15 protein-coding genes are annotated in these 17355 nt (G+C 40.6%); 6 read left to right on the top strand and 9 right to left on the bottom strand.

Annotated features, from left to right (window positions below; translation table 11 throughout):
• Positions 1 to 43: 43 nt before the first annotated feature.
• The 3 genes from ACK8HY_RS02365 to ACK8HY_RS02355 all read right to left on the bottom strand — a co-directional run bounded on the left by ACK8HY_RS02365 (position 44) and on the right by ACK8HY_RS02355 (position 4978).
• The gene (locus tag ACK8HY_RS02365) at positions 44 to 1810 is read right to left on the bottom strand and encodes an alpha-L-fucosidase (RefSeq protein WP_217700069.1); all 1767 of its coding nucleotides are present in this window, start codon (positions 1808 to 1810) and stop codon (positions 44 to 46) included.
• Between the two features lie 33 nt (positions 1811 to 1843).
• Positions 1844 to 3127, bottom strand: coding sequence for a Gfo/Idh/MocA family protein (locus ACK8HY_RS02360; RefSeq protein ID WP_077436708.1), 1284 nt, complete (start codon positions 3125 to 3127; stop codon positions 1844 to 1846).
• Positions 3128 to 3301: 174 nt separating this feature from the next.
• On the bottom strand, positions 3302 to 4978 hold the full coding sequence (locus tag ACK8HY_RS02355) for an FAD-binding dehydrogenase (RefSeq protein ID WP_416132656.1): 1677 nt from the start codon (positions 4976 to 4978) through the stop codon (positions 3302 to 3304).
• Between the two features lie 297 nt (positions 4979 to 5275).
• Between ACK8HY_RS02355 and ACK8HY_RS02350 the strand changes: the two genes are divergently transcribed.
• Positions 5276 to 6259, top strand: a complete 984-nt coding sequence (locus ACK8HY_RS02350; protein ID WP_077436706.1) for an aldo/keto reductase — start codon at positions 5276 to 5278, stop codon at positions 6257 to 6259.
• 8 nt (positions 6260 to 6267) lie between these two features.
• Positions 6268 to 7245 carry a cyclase family protein gene (locus ACK8HY_RS02345; RefSeq protein WP_416132655.1) on the top strand — a complete coding sequence of 326 codons (978 nt, stop codon included), beginning with the start codon at positions 6268 to 6270 and terminating at the stop codon, positions 7243 to 7245.
• A 14-nt stretch (positions 7246 to 7259) separates the two neighbouring features.
• Here ACK8HY_RS02345 and ACK8HY_RS02340 read toward each other — a convergent pair whose 3' ends face one another.
• Genes ACK8HY_RS02340 through ACK8HY_RS02330 form a run of 3 tightly spaced genes read right to left on the bottom strand, consistent with a single transcriptional unit; the run spans position 7260 to position 9782 of the window.
• Entirely contained in the window at positions 7260 to 8321 is a 1062-nt protein-coding gene (locus ACK8HY_RS02340) for a Gfo/Idh/MocA family protein (RefSeq protein WP_416132654.1), read from the bottom strand.
• On the bottom strand, positions 8305 to 8790 hold the full coding sequence (locus ACK8HY_RS02335; protein ID WP_416132653.1) for a YdeI/OmpD-associated family protein: 486 nt from the start codon (positions 8788 to 8790) through the stop codon (positions 8305 to 8307). The genes ACK8HY_RS02340 and ACK8HY_RS02335 overlap by 17 nt, the downstream gene beginning before the upstream one ends.
• Before the next feature lie 32 nt (positions 8791 to 8822).
• Positions 8823 to 9782 carry an aldo/keto reductase gene (locus ACK8HY_RS02330; RefSeq protein WP_416132962.1) on the bottom strand — a complete coding sequence of 320 codons (960 nt, stop codon included), beginning with the start codon at positions 9780 to 9782 and terminating at the stop codon, positions 8823 to 8825.
• 233 nt (positions 9783 to 10015) lie between these two features.
• On the opposite strand from ACK8HY_RS02330, the gene ACK8HY_RS02325 reads away from it, so the two are divergent.
• The 3 genes from ACK8HY_RS02325 to ACK8HY_RS02315 all read left to right on the top strand — a co-directional run bounded on the left by ACK8HY_RS02325 (position 10016) and on the right by ACK8HY_RS02315 (position 14425).
• On the top strand, positions 10016 to 11056 hold the full coding sequence (locus ACK8HY_RS02325) for a sensor histidine kinase (protein ID WP_416132652.1): 1041 nt from the start codon (positions 10016 to 10018) through the stop codon (positions 11054 to 11056).
• The gene (locus tag ACK8HY_RS02320) at positions 11046 to 11771 is read left to right on the top strand and encodes a LytR/AlgR family response regulator transcription factor (protein WP_416132651.1); all 726 of its coding nucleotides are present in this window, start codon (positions 11046 to 11048) and stop codon (positions 11769 to 11771) included. The genes ACK8HY_RS02325 and ACK8HY_RS02320 overlap by 11 nt, the downstream gene beginning before the upstream one ends.
• Positions 11772 to 11896: 125 nt before the next feature.
• Positions 11897 to 14425 (top strand): TonB-dependent receptor domain-containing protein, encoded by a 2529-nt coding sequence (locus ACK8HY_RS02315; protein WP_416132650.1) that lies wholly within the window; start codon positions 11897 to 11899, stop codon positions 14423 to 14425.
• 92 nt (positions 14426 to 14517) lie between these two features.
• Here ACK8HY_RS02315 and ACK8HY_RS02310 read toward each other — a convergent pair whose 3' ends face one another.
• The 3 genes from ACK8HY_RS02310 to ACK8HY_RS02300 all read right to left on the bottom strand — a co-directional run bounded on the left by ACK8HY_RS02310 (position 14518) and on the right by ACK8HY_RS02300 (position 16399).
• The gene (locus ACK8HY_RS02310; RefSeq protein ID WP_077436699.1) at positions 14518 to 15228 is read right to left on the bottom strand and encodes an HAD hydrolase-like protein; all 711 of its coding nucleotides are present in this window, start codon (positions 15226 to 15228) and stop codon (positions 14518 to 14520) included.
• A gap of 100 nt (positions 15229 to 15328) precedes the next feature.
• Positions 15329 to 15778 carry a hypothetical protein gene (locus ACK8HY_RS02305; RefSeq protein WP_416132649.1) on the bottom strand — a complete coding sequence of 150 codons (450 nt, stop codon included), beginning with the start codon at positions 15776 to 15778 and terminating at the stop codon, positions 15329 to 15331.
• 54 nt (positions 15779 to 15832) lie between these two features.
• On the bottom strand, positions 15833 to 16399 hold the full coding sequence (locus ACK8HY_RS02300; protein WP_416132648.1) for a Crp/Fnr family transcriptional regulator: 567 nt from the start codon (positions 16397 to 16399) through the stop codon (positions 15833 to 15835).
• A 93-nt stretch (positions 16400 to 16492) separates the two neighbouring features.
• On the opposite strand from ACK8HY_RS02300, the gene ACK8HY_RS02295 reads away from it, so the two are divergent.
• On the top strand, positions 16493 to 17323 hold the full coding sequence (locus ACK8HY_RS02295) for a helix-turn-helix domain-containing protein (RefSeq protein ID WP_416132647.1): 831 nt from the start codon (positions 16493 to 16495) through the stop codon (positions 17321 to 17323).
• Positions 17324 to 17355: the final 32 nt, after the last annotated feature.

Genomic DNA, 17355 nt, shown 5'->3' with positions numbered 1-17355 from the left:
CGACGAGTAAGTACCGAAAGTAATACCCATCTCCGCCCTCTTCCTATTCTACATATTTAAACCGAAGCGCAGTCAGGCTCGCCTTATCACCATTGCCTTCGATCAACGAAACAGTTATTTTATATCTTCCAGCCTTCTCAAATTTCATCCAGCCCCAGGGATACCAGTTATAGACATGGGCCGACTCTTGTTGGTTTTGAACAAGCTCGCCCGCAGAATTTTCAATACGCCATACCATCCTTCCTTCGCCTGCATAATTCATGTCTACTTGATAATAGCCAGGCTTTTTGACAGCTATTTCATAGGAGAACTTACTTTTTTCTGTCCAATTACTGACCTGAACAACATGTTTCCATTCACCAAATTTCTCCATCCACGATTTTCCATCTTTATTACAGCCCTCCACCTCTCCAAAATCAACAGGGATAACGGTTTCCAGTGCTGGATCAACCCCCAGCATTTTTTCGACCTGAGGCGTACCGTTTAACTTAACCTCGATGACAGATACCATCTTTTCGGGGGCAATTTTCGGAATATCAATTTTAAGCCAGTCCTTTTCAAGTGTATAATTCAATTTTCCTTGCTCTTTCGAACCCCGGAGTTTAATCGACTGAACCCCTTTGGTCAAGCCCGGAACGTATAAGGTTCCATCTGCAGGCCAATGATAGACCAGTAAGGAAATGCGATCCCCTTGTATGGTAGCATCTCCCCAAGGCAAAGCATGCTTCCATGGTGAGGCTTGCGCACCATAAACCGTTTCGGGATAACGCTTGATCCAAGCACCTGCATTGCGCAGAGCCAAACCTGCCTGATCCGGAATAGAACCATCCGGCTTAGGTCCCACATTCAGCATATATGTTCCCCCACGTGCAACAGTTGACAGTGTGCGTTGCAGTATCTCCTGGCTACTCTTCCAATTGTTGTCATACCAGGCGTAGCCCCAGGAATCATTGGTCACATCAACAGTTTCCCAAATGCCATCCACATTCTCCCGAGGTACTTCCATGTCCCCGAGTGTAGAATAATCTCCCAACCCATGCCCTACCCTTCCAGATACATATGCTCCCGGTTGATTTTTATGCACCAGTTCAACAAGCTTCTGTGCATATTTTTTATCCATTCCACCCGGCGTATCAAACCATACCAGTTCGATAGGACCATAGCCTGTTGTAATTTGCTGTACCTCAGGATAGCATTTCTCCCAAAAGTAATCGTCAAAAGATTTCGCTTTACCCTGTGCATCAACCTTTGGCCCACCGTTTCCACCGGGATAAGTCCAATCCTGGTTTTGAGAATAATAAAATCCAAAACCGATGCCGCCTTCTTTACAAGCTTGCGCCAATTCAATCATTGGATCGCGTTTAAAATCCGTCGCATCGACAATATTGAAGGGGTTTACTTTCGAATGAAACATCGAAAATCCGTCATGGTGTTTACTGGTAATAACGATATAACGCATTCCGGCATCTTTTGCCAGCTTTACGACCGCTTTGGCATCAAAGTGATCCGGATGAAAGGAAGATGCTGCCAACTTATATTCTGTAGGTGGAATATTTGCCATGCTCTTGTTCATAAGCCATTCTCCGATTCCATAAAAGGTTTTTCCCTGCCATTTATTTGCTAATTGGGAATAGATCCCCCAATGAATAAATAGGGCATATTTTCCCTCTCGAAATAGCTTTCCCCTATTTTGTGAAACAGCACTTTTCCCGCCAGCACCATCCCACATCTCTTCCATGCCTTGCGCAAGGGCCTCATGCGCGCATAGCGCACTTATCACAGCCCCCAATACGACCGTTTTAAAACTCATTTATAAAAGCTTTTGATACATCCTGTTATGAGGTTACACTTTAGGCATGCTATACCCATTTTGATAACTTTTAGCCAGATAGCTGTCGGCATCCCTATCGTTGAAAGTTCGCTTATTTTTATCCCAGAATAATTTCTTCTTGCTGCGATAAGCTATATTACCCATTTGGGAGAAAATGGCAATGTGGGCACCTGCTTCGATCGGCGCGTGCAGCCCTTCACTGGATTTATTTCGAACTGCCGTTATAAAATTGACCATATGCTTATCGAGCCCATTATCTTTTGAAGGTTGGAAAGCAACAGCTTCCATACGTCCTTTTTCAGGAATGACCTCCCAACCTTCACGATTAACGACTAATGTACCGTTATTACCGATAAAAGCGACACCATGTGTTTTTTGATAGGGACCTAGATCTATTCCTGTTGCCTGCTCCCATTGCACATTGAATCCATCAAACTCATACACTGTGGTTAAACTATCCGGTGTTTCGGCTGCATCATCGGGATAAGCAAACTTTCCTCCGGCAGCCATAATGGATACCGGATCAGAAACCTTCATCCCGATCAAGGCATAATCCAACATATGGACTCCCCAATCTGTCATCAAGCCACCTGCGTAGTCCCAGTACCACCTAAAATTGAAATGAAAACGATTGGGATTGAAAGACCGCTTTGGTGCAGGTCCGAGCCACTTATCATAATGAACACCTGCAGGCACCGCAGCATCTGCCAACACAGGAATACTCTTCATCCAACCTTGATAAGCCCAAGCTTTGACCAAACGGATTTTACCCAGTTTTCCACCATGTACAAATGCCATTGCATCTCTGAAATGCTGTTGACTACGTTGCCATTGCCCCACCTGTACAACACGATTATATTTTTTCGCAGCGGCAACCATGACTTCACATTCCCGAATGGAGTTTCCAATAGGTTTTTCAACATATACGTCCTTGCCTGCTGCAACAGCATCTACCATCTGCAAGCAATGCCAATGGTCGGGTGTGGCTATGATCACAACATCCACATCATTCGCCCGGAGTAAATCTTTGTAATCAATATAGGTTTTGACTGTAATATTTCGTTTTTTTAATTCCTCCACTCGGTTGCTGAGTATATTTTCATCTACGTCACAAAGTGCTGTACATTGGACACCGGGGACTTTCAATATCGCATTTAGATTGGACCAGCCCATACCGTTTACACCAATCAGTCCAACACGGATAAGTTCAGATTGAAAACCGAAAACACGTGTATTGGCAAATAATGTTGAGGCAGTAAGAATCCCTGCATTACGGATAAAATCTTTTCTTTTCATTGCTTAGTTTGGTTTATTTTGATTTTGCTCTATTATCTTTTTAGTAAAGACGATTCATGCAGCACTTTCCCTAGAAATAACTAATATAAGATTTAATCTTGAAGATTAGGCAAAATAACGACAATCCTTGTTTCATCGTTAAGGTTTTGACGGCATTAACGAGAAACTACTGGGTTATGGGCGATTGGCTTTACCAGCAATATGTCTCCCCGCTTTCATGCCCGAAAAAATGCAACCACCTAAAAATGTCCCTTCCAGTGCTCTGTACCCGTGCATACCACCGCCTCCAAAACCTGCTACCTCGCCTACAGCATACAATCCCTTGATAGGATTGTCATCGACTGTCAAAACCTGCGCGTCAAGATTGGTTTTAAGTCCGCCTAACGTTTTACGCGTCAGCACATGGAGCCGTACGGCAATCAATGGTCCATTTTTCGGATCCAATATTTTGTGCGGAGCTGAAACCCGTCCGAGTCTATCGCCAAGATATTTCCGCGTACTACGGATATAATTGACCTGCGTATCTTTAGAGAATTTGTTATCCAATTCACTATCTCTCGCTACGATCTGTGATTCAATAGATTCATAATTTAACAGATCGTCACCGGAGAGGAGGTTCATCTTGCGTATCAATTCCGATAATGTGTCAGAAACGATAAAATCCACACCATTCTCCTTGAAGGCTTCAACTGGGCCTGGCGCCTTTTTACCAAAAATTCGTTTGAGGAAGAGTTTATAATCTCTATTGGTGATATCTGGGTTTTGTTCGGAGCCAGAAAGTGCAAATTCTTTTTTAATGATTTTTTGTGTCAGAATAAACCAAGAATAGGAATATCCACTATCTTGGATATGCTTTAGGGTACCTAATGTGTCAAACCCAGGTAAGAATGGTGCTGGAAGTCTATTTCCTTTTGCGTCAAACCAAAGTGAGGACGGCCCAGGCAGGATACGGATACCATGATTCGGCCAAATCGGATTCCAGTTCTCAATCCCCTCTGTATAATGCCACATCCGGTCTTTATTGATCATATGTGCACCGACTTCTTCGGCTATACCGATCATCTTTCCATCCACATAGGCTGGCACGCCTGAAATCATATGTGCGGGTGCTTTCCCCAATCGTTCCGGCCAGTTCTTCCGAACTAGCTCGTGATTGGCTCCAAGTCCGCCCGAAGCAATGATAACATCTGGAGCACGGTACTCAAATGTGTTGACCACATTTCTATTGGTCGCTGCTCCACGTTCCTGATTATCATCTTCGAGAATATCACCAGACACTCCTGTTACAGTGTTATTTTCCGTTATTAGCTTCATAACACGATGCCTGAATTTAAACTGTAATAGCCCTTTTTTTTCTGCTGCATAAGCCTTTTCTATAAATGGTTTAACAACACCTGTACCTGTTCCCCAACTGACATGAAATCTAGGCACCGAATTACCATGGCCATGAGCAGTACCATCTCCTCGCTCAGCCCAGCCAACCATAAACATGAATTTAATACCCAACCTGGTTACATAGGCGTATTTCTCATCAGCCGCGAATTTCAAATAGGCTTCTGCCCATTGACGGGGCCAATAGTCTTCGGTTCGATCGAATTCAGCAGTGCCAAACCAATCTTGTTGCGCCAACTCCAAAGAATCTTTGATTCCCATACGACGTTGTTGCGGTGAATTGATGAGAAATAAACCGCCAAAGGACCAGAATGCCTGTCCTCCGATATTTTTTTCAGTCTCTTGATCCAATAGAAGTACCTTTTTTCCAGCATTGGTAATTTCCATTGCCGCAGTTAACCCTGCCAGACCAGTCCCGATAATGATGGCATCAGGTTTAAATTCTTCTTCTATCCACATAATTTATTTAACAATGGGTTCGATTTTTCTTTACTGCTTCTTGTGCCTAAGTTCACTTTTGGTCCCTTTAATTTACCTTTTATCTTCTGATATACAAAGGGAAATAAAATTCAAGCTAAGAAAAAGGAGTGTAAACTATAATAATTATTATACATAAATGCAATTTAACTTATTTTAATAATAGAAAGAACACTTCTACCTTTGTTGCAATCATTCAAATCATTGGATTGGGGAAGTCACTCCTTTTTATTTTTATAAAATATGCGGAGGATAAACCAAAAATTAAAATAATAAGAAATGGAATACAGAAAATTAGGAAAAACAGATTTAGAATTATCAGCAATTACTTATGGCGCTTTTGCCATTGGTGGAAATATGTGGGGTGGCAATGAGAAAAAAGACTCTATCGAGTCGGTACGAGCTTCCATAGATCATGGTGTTACCACGCTCGATACAGCTCCTTTCTACGGTTTCGGTTTAAGTGAGGAGATGATAGGCGAAGCGATAAAGGGTTACGATCGTTCTAAAATTCAGTTGCTAACCAAATTCGGACTGGTATGGGACGGAAGTAATCAAGGTAAAGGTGAATTTTTCTTTGATGCTGAGGAAAATGGAAAAACGATCCCTATTTACAAGTATGCATCCAAAGCGAGCGTGATCAAGGAAGTGGAAGACAGTCTAAGACGGCTACAAACAGACTATATTGATCTATTACAAATCCATTGGCCAGACAATACTACAGCTATTTCTGAAACAATGGAGGCATTAGATCTCCTTTTACAACAGGGGAAAATTCGTGCTGCAGGTGTGAGCAACTACAGTGTTGAACAGGTTTCGGAAGCTCAGCATTCAATCCAAATCGCAAGCAATCAGGTCGGTTACAGCATGCTAAACCGTGGCATTGAGCAAGATCTTGTGCCTTATGCACAACAGCATGATTTAGGCATTATTGTGTATAGCCCAATGGAACGTGGCCTGCTTACAGGTAAATACTTTAGTGAAGGTAAATTGAAAGAAAATGATCATCGCAATGGCTATTTCCAGCAATTTGATCTCGCCAAAGTAAAAACATTCTTAGATACCATTAGCCCTATTGCTGTCGACAAAGGTGTCACTCTTTCACAGCTTGTATTACGATGGACTAGCCTGCAGCCAGCAATTACCGTTGTATTGGCCGGTGCCAGAAACGCAGAACAGGCCATAGCAAATGCACAGGCTGCAGCAATCGATCTGGCTCCAAATGAATTGTCATTGATCAACGACGCCCTATCAAAAATCTAAAAAACAAGATGAAAAAAATAAATCAGATCACAGCATTCCTTTTAGGAATGCTGTCCATAGCAGCCTTGCAAGGCAAAGCTCAAAAACGCTCACTTCTCATAGACCCCAATGATCATAGTTGGTATGAATCTTTCTATGGCAAAAGCGATGAAATAGGTGCGGCAAATTTAATAAGCAACGCTTCCGTTCTTCAAGCGGTTAAACTTGTTAAAAAAGGGATTACAGTACCTCTAGCTGTACCTGTTAGTAAACAACTACCCGCTTTTCGTCACCGTAGTTTCAATTTGTACAATATACAACCCGGAGAACAGGCCGGCACGACATTGGGCCGCAATAAATTCAGTTTTAATGATGAATTGGTTAATGCCTGGACGGGAGTAGGAACCCAGCTAAACGGCATCGGACATATCGGTATCGACAATGTTTACTACAATGGAAATAAGGCCCAGGATTTTGTTTCAGTGGAAGGAGTGAAAAAACTAGGCATAGAAAAAGTTCCACCATTGGTGGCCCGCGCAGTTGTATTGGATATGACAACCTATTATGGACAGAAAATTGTGCCGGGTGGTACGGAATTTACAGTTTCTGATATTCAGGCCGTATTAAAAAAACAGGGAATCCGTATCGAAAGAGGTGATGTTGTGCTGTTCAATACAGGCTGGCTCGAACTCATCGGGCATGACAATAAACAATTTTTGGAAACTGAACCGGGTATTGGCATGGAGGCAGCAAAATGGTTAGCGGATCAAGGCATAATAGCATTCGGCGGAGACACTTGGGCATCGGAAGTATATCCTAACCCAAAAACCAATGAAGAATTTCCAATCAATCAATTCTTATTGGCCAAGTGCGGAATATACAATCTCGAGCTGATCGATACGAGGGCATTGGTAAAAGAAGGCGTATGGGAATTTCTATTTGTTTTGGGTCAGCCTCTTTATGTTGGTTCTACACAGGTAAACGTAAATCCCGTAGCCATCTACTAATGGCGTCCTTGCATTTATTTGCGCGTATGAAATGGCTTAATTTCTTTCTTTGAGAAACAATCCATTATTTCCATTAGGGTCAAAGCCTCCTCCATTGAGGCAGGATTTGGCCCTTTACCCTCAAAAAAGGCAACTGTACTCGCGATCATTGGATATTGGATATGCTCAGGATGATCAAATACGAATTCTTTTTCTCCCTGATCAGATCTTAACAAAATGGAATTGCCAAATATCGAAAAGGTGATTTTTCCCTCGCTACCCACAATTTCACAGCGATCTATGTTATCTTCTGATCGGACATTAAAACACCAGCTCCCATTAAAGATGATCTGATTCTCAAACAAGATGGTCCCAGTCGTGTGATCAACAACACTACTTGCCCCGTCCTGAACTTGGCTAAATCCATCATAAGAAAGCGGTGTACCAAAGAAATACAGCATCAGATCCAATTGGTGTGGAGCAAGATCAAAAAAATATCCGCCTCCAGAGATTGTTGGATCTGTACGCCAATCTGCTGCGCCTGTAGTCACCAGTTCTGGTGATCGGCTCTGCCATAGTCGAAGCTGCACAGTTCGGATAGCTCCAATCTGTCCGACCTTCAGCAATTCTTTTACTTTGAGAAACATGGGCAATTGTCTGCGGTAATGCGCAACAACGAGTTTGCCATTTGTTTTTATAACAGCCTCCGATAACAATCTAGCTTCCTCCGCATTTAATGTAACGGGTTTCTCAACATAGACATTTTTCCCAGCTTTTAGCGCCTTCAATGCGTAGTCAAAATGCGAAGATGGTGGGGTCGCAACATAAATGGCATTCAACGTTGGATTGTCCAACAAGTCTTCGACCTTCGAGTACCAATCAGGAACCTGATGCCTCTGGGCATAATCGGCGGCTTTAGCGGCGTCTCTGCGCATGACAGCAAGCAATTGACTATCTTTAACTTTATTGAACGCAGGTCCACTCTTTTTTTCTGTAACATCCCCACAGCCAATGATTCCCCATCTTACCTTTGCTTTTTCCATTTTATTTTTGTTGTTCCAATCTTCCAATAAATTCTTTTTATAAAGGTTTTTCACGCCCAATAAATCTGTTGTTACCAAGCAAAAATCCGATTGCCTTTTCAATATTTTTACGTCGGCTGTCATCGGTCTTTAAAAAAGAAATATAACGGATAATCTCTTTTCTTTTAGATGGTGCCAAACGGTCAAAGACTGTTTTAGCTTCTTCATTTTCTACTAATGCCTGCTCTAGTTCGGGATGCGGAAGCAGACTTCGGTCTTCCGGATCAAAAACAACAGATAACTCCAAGATTTCACCGATTCGTTTAGGTGAATTTGGCAATATCTCCGTATTGATATACAATCGCCAAGCTCCCTGATAACGCAATAAAGTCTGTTTGTAATCTTTTCCATTTACTGTTCCTTTAATAGGGATATATCCCTTGTCGACCCCAGCTTCTTCAAAGAGCAGATGCAATACATCATCGGGGACAAAAACAAAAGGATTGATTCCTATTAGCTCCAGTTTAGCTTTAAACACCGACATACACGTTGAAATTTACCATCCATCAAAAAAAATTAAGTTGTAGTAAGAATAGCTTCTATCCGCTTAAGCTCCTCCGGACTAAAGCTCAAATTGTCGAGCGACTTTAATGAATCAGTCAACTGTTCACTGTTTCGTGCTCCAACCAGAACCGAAGTCAGGCGTTTATCCTTCAATAACCATGCAATTGCCATTTGAGCCAGCGATTGTCCGCGTTGCAATGCCAGTTCGTTCAAAGCAGACAATTTTGTTATCAGATCCGACGTAATTGCAGTACTCTTTAAAAAGTGTTCTTTTGAGGCCCGGGAATCGGTTGGAATATTACCTTGCAAATATTTATTGGTCAGTAATCCCTGTGCCAAAGGAGAGAAAGCAATCATGCCTACCCCTTCCTCGTCCAGCACGTCCAACAGGCCCTCCTCCGGGTTACGCACCAACATCGAGTACTTTGGTTGATGGATCAGACAAGGGCATCTAAGATCCTGCAATATAGCAATTGCTTTCTTTGCTAAATCCGCAGGGTAGTTTGATAAACCGACATAGAGGGCTTTCCCCTGCCGTACAATATCACTTAATGCCCCCATCGTTTCTTCAAGTGCTGTATGTGGGTCAGGTCTATGATGATAGAAAATATCAATATAATCAAGTTTTAGACGTTTTAAGCTCTGATGAAGGCTTGCCATCAAATATTTACGGCTTCCCCAATCGCCATAAGGACCATCCCACATGGTGTATCCCGCTTTGGTCGACAACAAAAGTTCGTCCCGATGTCCAACAAAATCTGAGCTCAGTATAGCGCCAAAATTTCGCTCCGCACTACCGGGAGGTGGACCATAATTATTGGCGAGGTCAAAATGTGTGATACCATTGTCAAAAGCCGTACGTAGGGTCTGCCTAAACACTTCTTTTTGATCGATATCGCCAAAATTTTGCCATAATCCTAAGGAAATAGCCGGTAATAGGATCCCACTTTTCCCACATCGCCTATAAGGCATTATCGTATATCGGTTTGGATTGAATTTCACCTTATCAAGTTTATGTATGCAAAATACAAAACTATTTTGAAGAGTCTATACAAACGCAATAATCAATGTCCCTAAATATTTCGAGACATAACAATTTAAACTAAAATTTATACCATTCCCTGCCATCGATATCGTATTACTATCGCAAATATTTTTATACTTTTGATTACATTCCAATAATAGCACAAATTGAAGAGCGCATCATGATCAGTAAATTCTTAAGAAAATTCTATTTACACCTAGTGATATGGACCATCCTGCTATTACTCCCTTTTATTACTTATCTATATCAGCCCGATAAAATTGCAGATTTCAAAATCTACTCAGCGCTATCACATCTCAGCAATATCGTCTTCCTTGCAAGCAACTTTTATCTGCATTGTTATGTTGTTGCACCCAAGTACTTCTTTGGTCACCGAAAGATTTTTATCCTATTCATCGCACTAGGTTTTGTGGCCTACGTCATGCTCAATTATGCCATCGTTTATTTCAACCCAAACGGAGAATTAGCACATTTTAAAAAAGAGAATATCCTATTTGTGCGACTTGTAGTAGGTCCAGGTATTATCTACTCTCTATGTATGATCACTTCGTCCATGATCTTCCTTTATAATGAACAAGCTAGACAGAAGGAACTTAATAAGCAAATTGCGTTAGAGAAGACAACAGCTGAATTGACTATTTTGAAACTCCAAATTAGTCCACATTTTTTATTCAACACGCTCAACAATATCCGCTGGCTGATCCGCAAACAGTCACCCGAATCCGAGGGGACAATTGTCAAGCTGTCTGAAATGCTACGTTATATTCTTTATGAAGTTGATGGGCCAAAAATCGAACTATTCAAAGAAATTGACCACATGCACAACTTCATTGCCTTGCAGACATTAAGGCTTCCAATTGCTGGTGAAGTTGACCTGCAAACCGAAAGTACCCTTAAGAATAGAATGATCCCGCCTTTATTATTTATTCATTTTGTAGAAAATGCATTCAAATATGGTGTGAATAGTAAAGATGCACCCTATATAAAGTTTCAATTCATCGATATTCAAGGTGGACTAGTTTTTAAATCGGTTAATAAAATATTACAGCATACCAAGCCTCCAACCAATGAAGGTATTGGATTGGCAAACGTAAAACGACGATTACAGTTGCTTTATCCCAATCGCCATGATCTCTCCATCAAAAGGACTGCGGATGATTATTTTGAAGTTGCACTCAGATTAATGACAGATGAAGATTAAATGTATACTTATTGATGACGAACCATTCGCGCTTAATTTGCTGGAGGACGATCTATTGAGTTTTGATCAAATTGAAATTCTAAAGAAATTTCATTCCCCTGTGGAGGTTGCTGACTACCTAAAAAATCATTCGGTGGATCTCATTTTTCTGGACATCCAGATGCCAGAACAACTAGGAACACAATTTGTCAGGGATCTGAAAAACCCGCCTTTAATCATATTTACAACTGCCTACCATCAATATGCTGTTGAGGGGTTTGAATTAAATGCAGTAGATTATCTTTTGAAGCCTATTTCAAAAGAACGGCTCACGGCTGCGGTTCGAAAAGTAGAGGATATGATGACGCTACGAAACAAACACCATGTCGAAAAAGACCATATTGTTGTGCATGTAGAGTATAAAAAAACCAAGATCTTTCTCCAGGAAATCAGTTATATCGAAGGTCTAAAAGATTACGTAAAAATCTATTTGATTGACCGGCCGGCTCCCTTGTTAACCCGAAGCAATTTACGTGGAATGGAAAAATTGTTGCCAACGGGAAATTTCCTCCGAATACACAATTCATTTATCGTCAACAAAAATAGGATCGAGCATTGCACAGTTGCAAAACTTATATTACCTGAAGTAGAACTGCCGATTGGCAAAAAATATGTCAAAAATATGGAGCAATTTCAGACAAAAGGGCCTGCGGGCAAAGATAACAGCATTCGATAACAGCCATTCGTCTACACATTAGACCCGTCGGTCTACAGATAATTGTGTAGAATAAAAATCATTTACAAATTTGCTTGGGGTCAATTTGTCCAACAACAGCTATTGATCCGTATAACAAAGAAAAAATGAAAAAAATTATAGCAGCACTCTTATTGGCAACCGCTGTTGCCTCATTACATGCCCAAACAGCTCCCGGTGGCCGTCCCGGCAGTTTCTCCGTTGCAGAAGGTAAACTCTCCGGTCAACTGATAGACCTTCAGGGCAAACCAATCGCACAGGCTTCTGTCAATCTGCTACGGGTAATCCCGGATCAGCCTACGGGCAAAGAGCGGGAAATCTTATTCAAAAGCACGAGTTCACTTGAAAATGGAAAATTTAGTTTTACCGCACTATCCCCCAAAGACAAATGGAAATTAAAAATAAGCTCGGTAGGTTACACCCCTAAGGATATTGCAGTCGAGTATGGATCTGATAGCAAAGTGCTGGATAAGAACCTTGGCACAATCACCTTGGAGAATGATAATCGAAAGCTAGACGAAGTCACGGTCACTGGTCGTAAAGCTTTACTTGAAATGGATATCGACAAAAAAGTCTACAATGTAGAAAAGAATATTGTAGCAGCGGGTGGTACTGCTATCGATGTCATGCGCAATATGCCTTCTGTACAAGTCGATATTGATGGGAATGTCAAGCTCCGGAATGCCGCACCGACTATTTTTGTCGATGGCAAACCGACCACACTAACGCCTGACCAAATACCTGCTGACGTGATCGAAAAGATCGAAATTATCACCAACCCTTCCGCTAAATACGATGCTTCGGGGAGTATGGCCGGAATTTTAAACATTATCCTGAAAAAGAATAAAAAAACAGGTTACAATGGTATGCTTACCCTTGGAGCGGATCGTTTTGGCGGGACCAATTTTATGGGAAGTCTAAATTTGCGTCAAAACAAATTCAATATATCCCTAACGGGAATGAATATGCGCATGCGGACGAATACCGAAGGTGATAGCTATCGGGAAAGTACAATTGATGGCGTTAAATCTACCGTTAATCAGGATATCGAAGGTAAAACAAAAGGAATGATCAGCTTCGGTAGGCTCGGGGTAGACTATGACCTTAGTCCCCGTACAACTGTGTCTGTTGCTGGTGTCCTAGTTCAGGGCAAATTTCGCCCCAATGAAAACACCATGATAAAGACGGAATCACAAGGCAATAGCAATAGAATTTCAGAATCCGAACGTAGTTTCAAACCTAGAGGTTTACAGGCGGGCCTTGTTCAGAAATTCAAAACCGAAGGTGAAGAATTGACCGTAGACTTTAATTATTTCGGTGGAACAAACAAATCTAACGGAACCTACACTACTAATTATTTAGAAGATAATAATGGAATTATTGGTTCTCAGATCCAAAAGAACGTTGGATCTGGCGACAATAAATTTATGACCGTACAGGCTGATTATGTTAAACCATTCAAAAATGGGATGAAACTTGAGACCGGAGTTCGTGCACAGATCAACAAGCTCAAAAATCTGAATAGCAACACGCTTAAAGCCCGCGATGAAGATGAGTATAAAGATATCAGTGCTGCGTCAGCCAATTACGATAATAAAAATACGGTCTATGCCGCTTATGCCTCAATTGGTGGCGACTTCAAGGACTGGGTATCTTATAAAGTCGGTTTACGTGTAGAAAATTCCACCTATGACGGTGAGCTAATCAATACAAAGCAAAAATTTCATAATAAATACCCGCTCAGTCTCTTTCCATCCCTATTCCTGAGTAAGAAACTGACGGAGAAAGATCAGCTACAGATGAGTGTAACACGTCGTGTCAATCGTCCTAACTTCTTTCAGCTAATTCCATTTGTTGATTATACTGACAGCTTAAATATTACACGTGGTAATCCTGATCTCGTTCCAGAGTTTACAACCTCGGGCGAATTGTCTTATAGCCGGACACAGGGCAAAGGCACCTTCTTAGCCTCGGTCTATTACAAAAAAACCACTAATCTGATCACCCGGTACCTGACACAGGAACTCAATCCCATTACAGATAAAATGGATTTCATCAACACCTATATTAATGCAAATTCTAGCAGGAACTATGGGGCTGAGTTTACCTATACCAATAATTTAAAAACATGGTGGGATCTGACAGCAGATCTCAATTTCTACAATTCAAAAATTGAAATCGACGACAAGACAGCAACAGAAGGTATGTGGACCGTATTTGGGAAATTGAATAATACGTTCAATCTCAAAAAGAACTGGAACCTCCAACTCGCTTTTGAATACCAAGGAAAAACAAATATGCCGGTCACACAAAATCAAACCTTTGGTCCACCGATGAATCAGGCCCAAAGTTCCTCTCAGGGGTACATTAAGCCTTTTTATGGAATCGATTTTGCCATCAAGAAAAGTTTCTTGAAAAACCAGGCCGCTTCCGTGACATTGGCAGTAAACGATATCTTTAGAACCCGTGGAAATACCATAATCTCTTCGGGCGATGGTTTCTACCAAGAGTATTACCGTCTCTCCAATCCGCAGCTTGTCAAATTGAACCTATCTTATCGTTTTGGCAAAATGGATATGAATATGTTCAAGAAAAATAAAAACCAGAATTCCATGGAAGGTATACAAATGCAATAGATGATCAAATTTGGATCGATCTATTGAAGCAGAAAGAGACCGGTTATCCGGTCTCTTTCTGCTTTATTTCATTTTATCCTTTCTTCATTTCCTTAAACCACCTGACTTGAGATATTGTATTTTTCTATAATGGGTACAATTTCCAATAGATCATCTATGATGTAATCCGGATTAGCTGACTTTAGCTGATCGGCATGATGGGCTCCTGTCGTAATACCGATACTTAAAGCACAACCAGCATTCTGGCCTTCCTTTATATCAATAATCGAGTCTCCTATTTTCACCACACCTGGGGAGTCTGCCATTGCAAAATTTGCTCTTGCAAGATCAATCATATCCGGATATGGTCTATTTTTAGGCACATCGGATGCCGTAATCAATGCATCAATATCTCGTCCGACAACCCAATTAAGCTTTTTCAAAAGGGATTCCGCTGTTTTGCGATCATATCCCGTGTTTAATACCCGAAGTATATTCATTTCCTTCAAAATCGCAAAAAGTTCATTGGCATTTGAATTCGGATAAATGTCTGCTACCTCATAGGCGTTTTCAAGTGCTTGCAAAAATGATTGGAACATCTGCTCCGCCAATCGGTCGTCAACAATATTGAGGCAATTTTTTAGAACGGTTTTAATGGCCTGTAATTTCTCTTTACCTGCCCCATGCTCCAACACTTCAGTCAATGTAAGTTGATAGCCACCGACCTTATTTATCGCCTGCTGAAGGGTTTTATAAACTATATTATCCTCATTTACAGTAGTACCTGCCATATCAAATACCACCATCTTAATCGCTTCTCTCATTATTCACCTTTAAATGTTTAGCAAAAATAAAACATTGTTAAATAAAACTAAACATTCTAATATTAATTTATTGCTATCTTTAGGTTAAGAGTAGCGTAAATTAAGGTAAAACAAAATAAAAAGTCCAGCCGATCAATAGCAATTGAAAAGGAATCCTAAACCATAGATAAGCCGGACCTCTCCCATCAAAAGTTGCAGTTTCATAGTTCAGGTGCCTCATAGTCGCATATATATTTGTCGGTAGTATCAATATAAAAAAGACAATTAAAAGCATCCCCGTAAGACGACTTAAAGATGGTATAAATAAACCGAAAGCTGCCATGACCTCCAATAATCCGGTCGCATAGATTAATTCCTTCTTTAACGGGATGAAATCAGGGAGCATCAACACCATACCCTTTGTGTAGATGAGGTGTCCAAGGGAAGTAAACAGCAATGTTATGGCAAGGGCTATTTTTCCAGCCAAATAGTAATCCATATCGCCCTTAGACTGTCGTATAGCGAAATTGCTGATGAGAAATACTGTAAGTAAAACAAAAAGTGGTTTCATAATCTTTTTTATTTAAAGTTATGAGCCTTTCTATTCCCTATCAATGAACAATTGTTAAGAAATTTCCTTCCTGATTCTACTCAGCGATTGTGGTCTGATTCCAATATATGAGGCGAGGTATTTTAATGGAATATTTTTAATCAGTTCAGGCTGCTCCCGCATTAGATTGAGATATCTTGTTTTAGCGGAATCCTCCAATAAGGTAAATTCGCGTTTCATTTTTTTCAAAAAGATATCTTCGATTGCCTTCCGCCCGATAAAATTTCCCACCTGTGTCGTTTTATATACCGTATCCAGGTCATCAAACGATATCCGCCACAAAACGCAATCTGTAATCGCCTCAAGATTATAGGACGATGCTGTTTGGGTCAGAAATGAATCATAGGCGCTCACAAAGGAGTTTTCAAAGGCAAAACCAAATGTAAAATCATAATCCAATTTTGGAATATTGAACCGGACAATCCCTTTTTCAATAAAAGATAGATAACGTTCCGTTTTACCCATTTCTAAAATTAATGAACGTTTTGGGAAAGCCACTTTAGTAAGTTTTGAAGAAAAAATATCCCAGTCCTTCTCCTCCATCGCAGTAAGTGAAGCGAAGTACGCCTTGATTTTATCCATGCTGTTCATATTTCAAAACAAGACAAAAATTTCCGACTAAACAAGAAAATTTATATACTTGAACAACATATAACCATATTTAACCCTAAAATAATGTTTGATAAAGGTATCATCAGAAAAAGTGGGGGGCCCAGAAAGGATAACGAAACCCGCTATAACGAATGGGAGGGGTTATGCCATAGTACGAAAAAGCTCCAGAGCAATGACTTTATTATCACGCTGTCCAAATCAAAGGGAGGCGCTCACTGTATTAATTCGGACAACTATATCATGCGGGAGCATCAATTGCATCTTGTTTTTCCCGGACAGCAAAGTCATTTCAATATTTTGGATTATACAGTTATCTATCAACTAAGAATTTCCAAAATAAATTTTGACAAGATTTGTTGTGCATTGCGTTTTAGCCAACATTTATATAGAAAAAATCCCATCCAGAATCTGACACAAACAGAATTTGATATAATTCGCTATGAGTTAATGACTATTGGGAATGAATTGGAGATGGATCGACCGCTACTTGAAATTATTTGCTCAAGAGCAAGAGTTATTTTACAAGAAATCAGTAGGATTTTAGAGAAGCGTATTAACGATATTAGCTTATTTATAATGCCATCTGTTTTATCTGATTTTTTGCGACTTGTAGAACTCAATTATAATCGGGATCGAACTGTTACCTACTATGCAAAAAAATTAAATGTGTCCTCAGATTATCTGGCTAGTCTGACGCGACATTATCTAAATGTAACACCAAAGCAAATCATCAGAAACCACATATTGGTAGAATCCATGCGCCTACTTGCTGTTGTCCCCATGACCATCAAAGAAGCCATGTATCAACTTGGATTTCAAGATCATGTCACCTTTAACCATTTCTTTAAAAGCTTGACAGGCATGTCACCGAGTGAGTTTCAAAAGAGGCAATAACATTTTAACAAAAAAAGGCCCCTGTAACAATT

The sequence above is a fragment of the Sphingobacterium sp. NGMCC 1.201703 genome (assembly GCF_047784615.1).
Taxonomy (GTDB): domain Bacteria; phylum Bacteroidota; class Bacteroidia; order Sphingobacteriales; family Sphingobacteriaceae; genus Sphingobacterium.
Note: the sequence above shows the minus strand (reverse complement) of the source record. Positions and strands in the feature narration are given on the sequence as shown.

Excerpts from the sequence above, each read along its gene's own strand:
- ACK8HY_RS02365 (WP_217700069.1), bottom strand. The coding sequence starts at position 1,810 with ATGAGTTTTAAAACGGTCGTATTGGGGGCTGTGATAAGTGCGCTATGC.
- ACK8HY_RS02360 (WP_077436708.1), bottom strand. The coding sequence starts at position 3,127 with ATGAAAAGAAAAGATTTTATCCGTAATGCAGGGATTCTTACTGCCTCA.
- ACK8HY_RS02355 (WP_416132656.1), bottom strand. The coding sequence starts at position 4,978 with ATGTGGATAGAAGAAGAATTTAAACCTGATGCCATCATTATCGGGACT.
- ACK8HY_RS02350 (WP_077436706.1), top strand. The coding sequence starts at position 5,276 with ATGGAATACAGAAAATTAGGAAAAACAGATTTAGAATTATCAGCAATT.
- ACK8HY_RS02345 (WP_416132655.1), top strand. The coding sequence starts at position 6,268 with ATGAAAAAAATAAATCAGATCACAGCATTCCTTTTAGGAATGCTGTCC.
- ACK8HY_RS02335 (WP_416132653.1), bottom strand. The coding sequence starts at position 8,790 with ATGTCGGTGTTTAAAGCTAAACTGGAGCTAATAGGAATCAATCCTTTT.
- ACK8HY_RS02330 (WP_416132962.1), bottom strand. The coding sequence starts at position 9,782 with ATGCCTTATAGGCGATGTGGGAAAAGTGGGATCCTATTACCGGCTATT.
- ACK8HY_RS02325 (WP_416132652.1), top strand. The coding sequence starts at position 10,016 with ATGATCAGTAAATTCTTAAGAAAATTCTATTTACACCTAGTGATATGG.
- ACK8HY_RS02320 (WP_416132651.1), top strand. The coding sequence starts at position 11,046 with ATGAAGATTAAATGTATACTTATTGATGACGAACCATTCGCGCTTAAT.
- ACK8HY_RS02315 (WP_416132650.1), top strand. The coding sequence starts at position 11,897 with ATGAAAAAAATTATAGCAGCACTCTTATTGGCAACCGCTGTTGCCTCA.
- ACK8HY_RS02310 (WP_077436699.1), bottom strand. The coding sequence starts at position 15,228 with ATGAGAGAAGCGATTAAGATGGTGGTATTTGATATGGCAGGTACTACT.
- ACK8HY_RS02305 (WP_416132649.1), bottom strand. The coding sequence starts at position 15,778 with ATGAAACCACTTTTTGTTTTACTTACAGTATTTCTCATCAGCAATTTC.
- ACK8HY_RS02300 (WP_416132648.1), bottom strand. The coding sequence starts at position 16,399 with ATGGATAAAATCAAGGCGTACTTCGCTTCACTTACTGCGATGGAGGAG.
- ACK8HY_RS02295 (WP_416132647.1), top strand. The coding sequence starts at position 16,493 with ATGTTTGATAAAGGTATCATCAGAAAAAGTGGGGGGCCCAGAAAGGAT.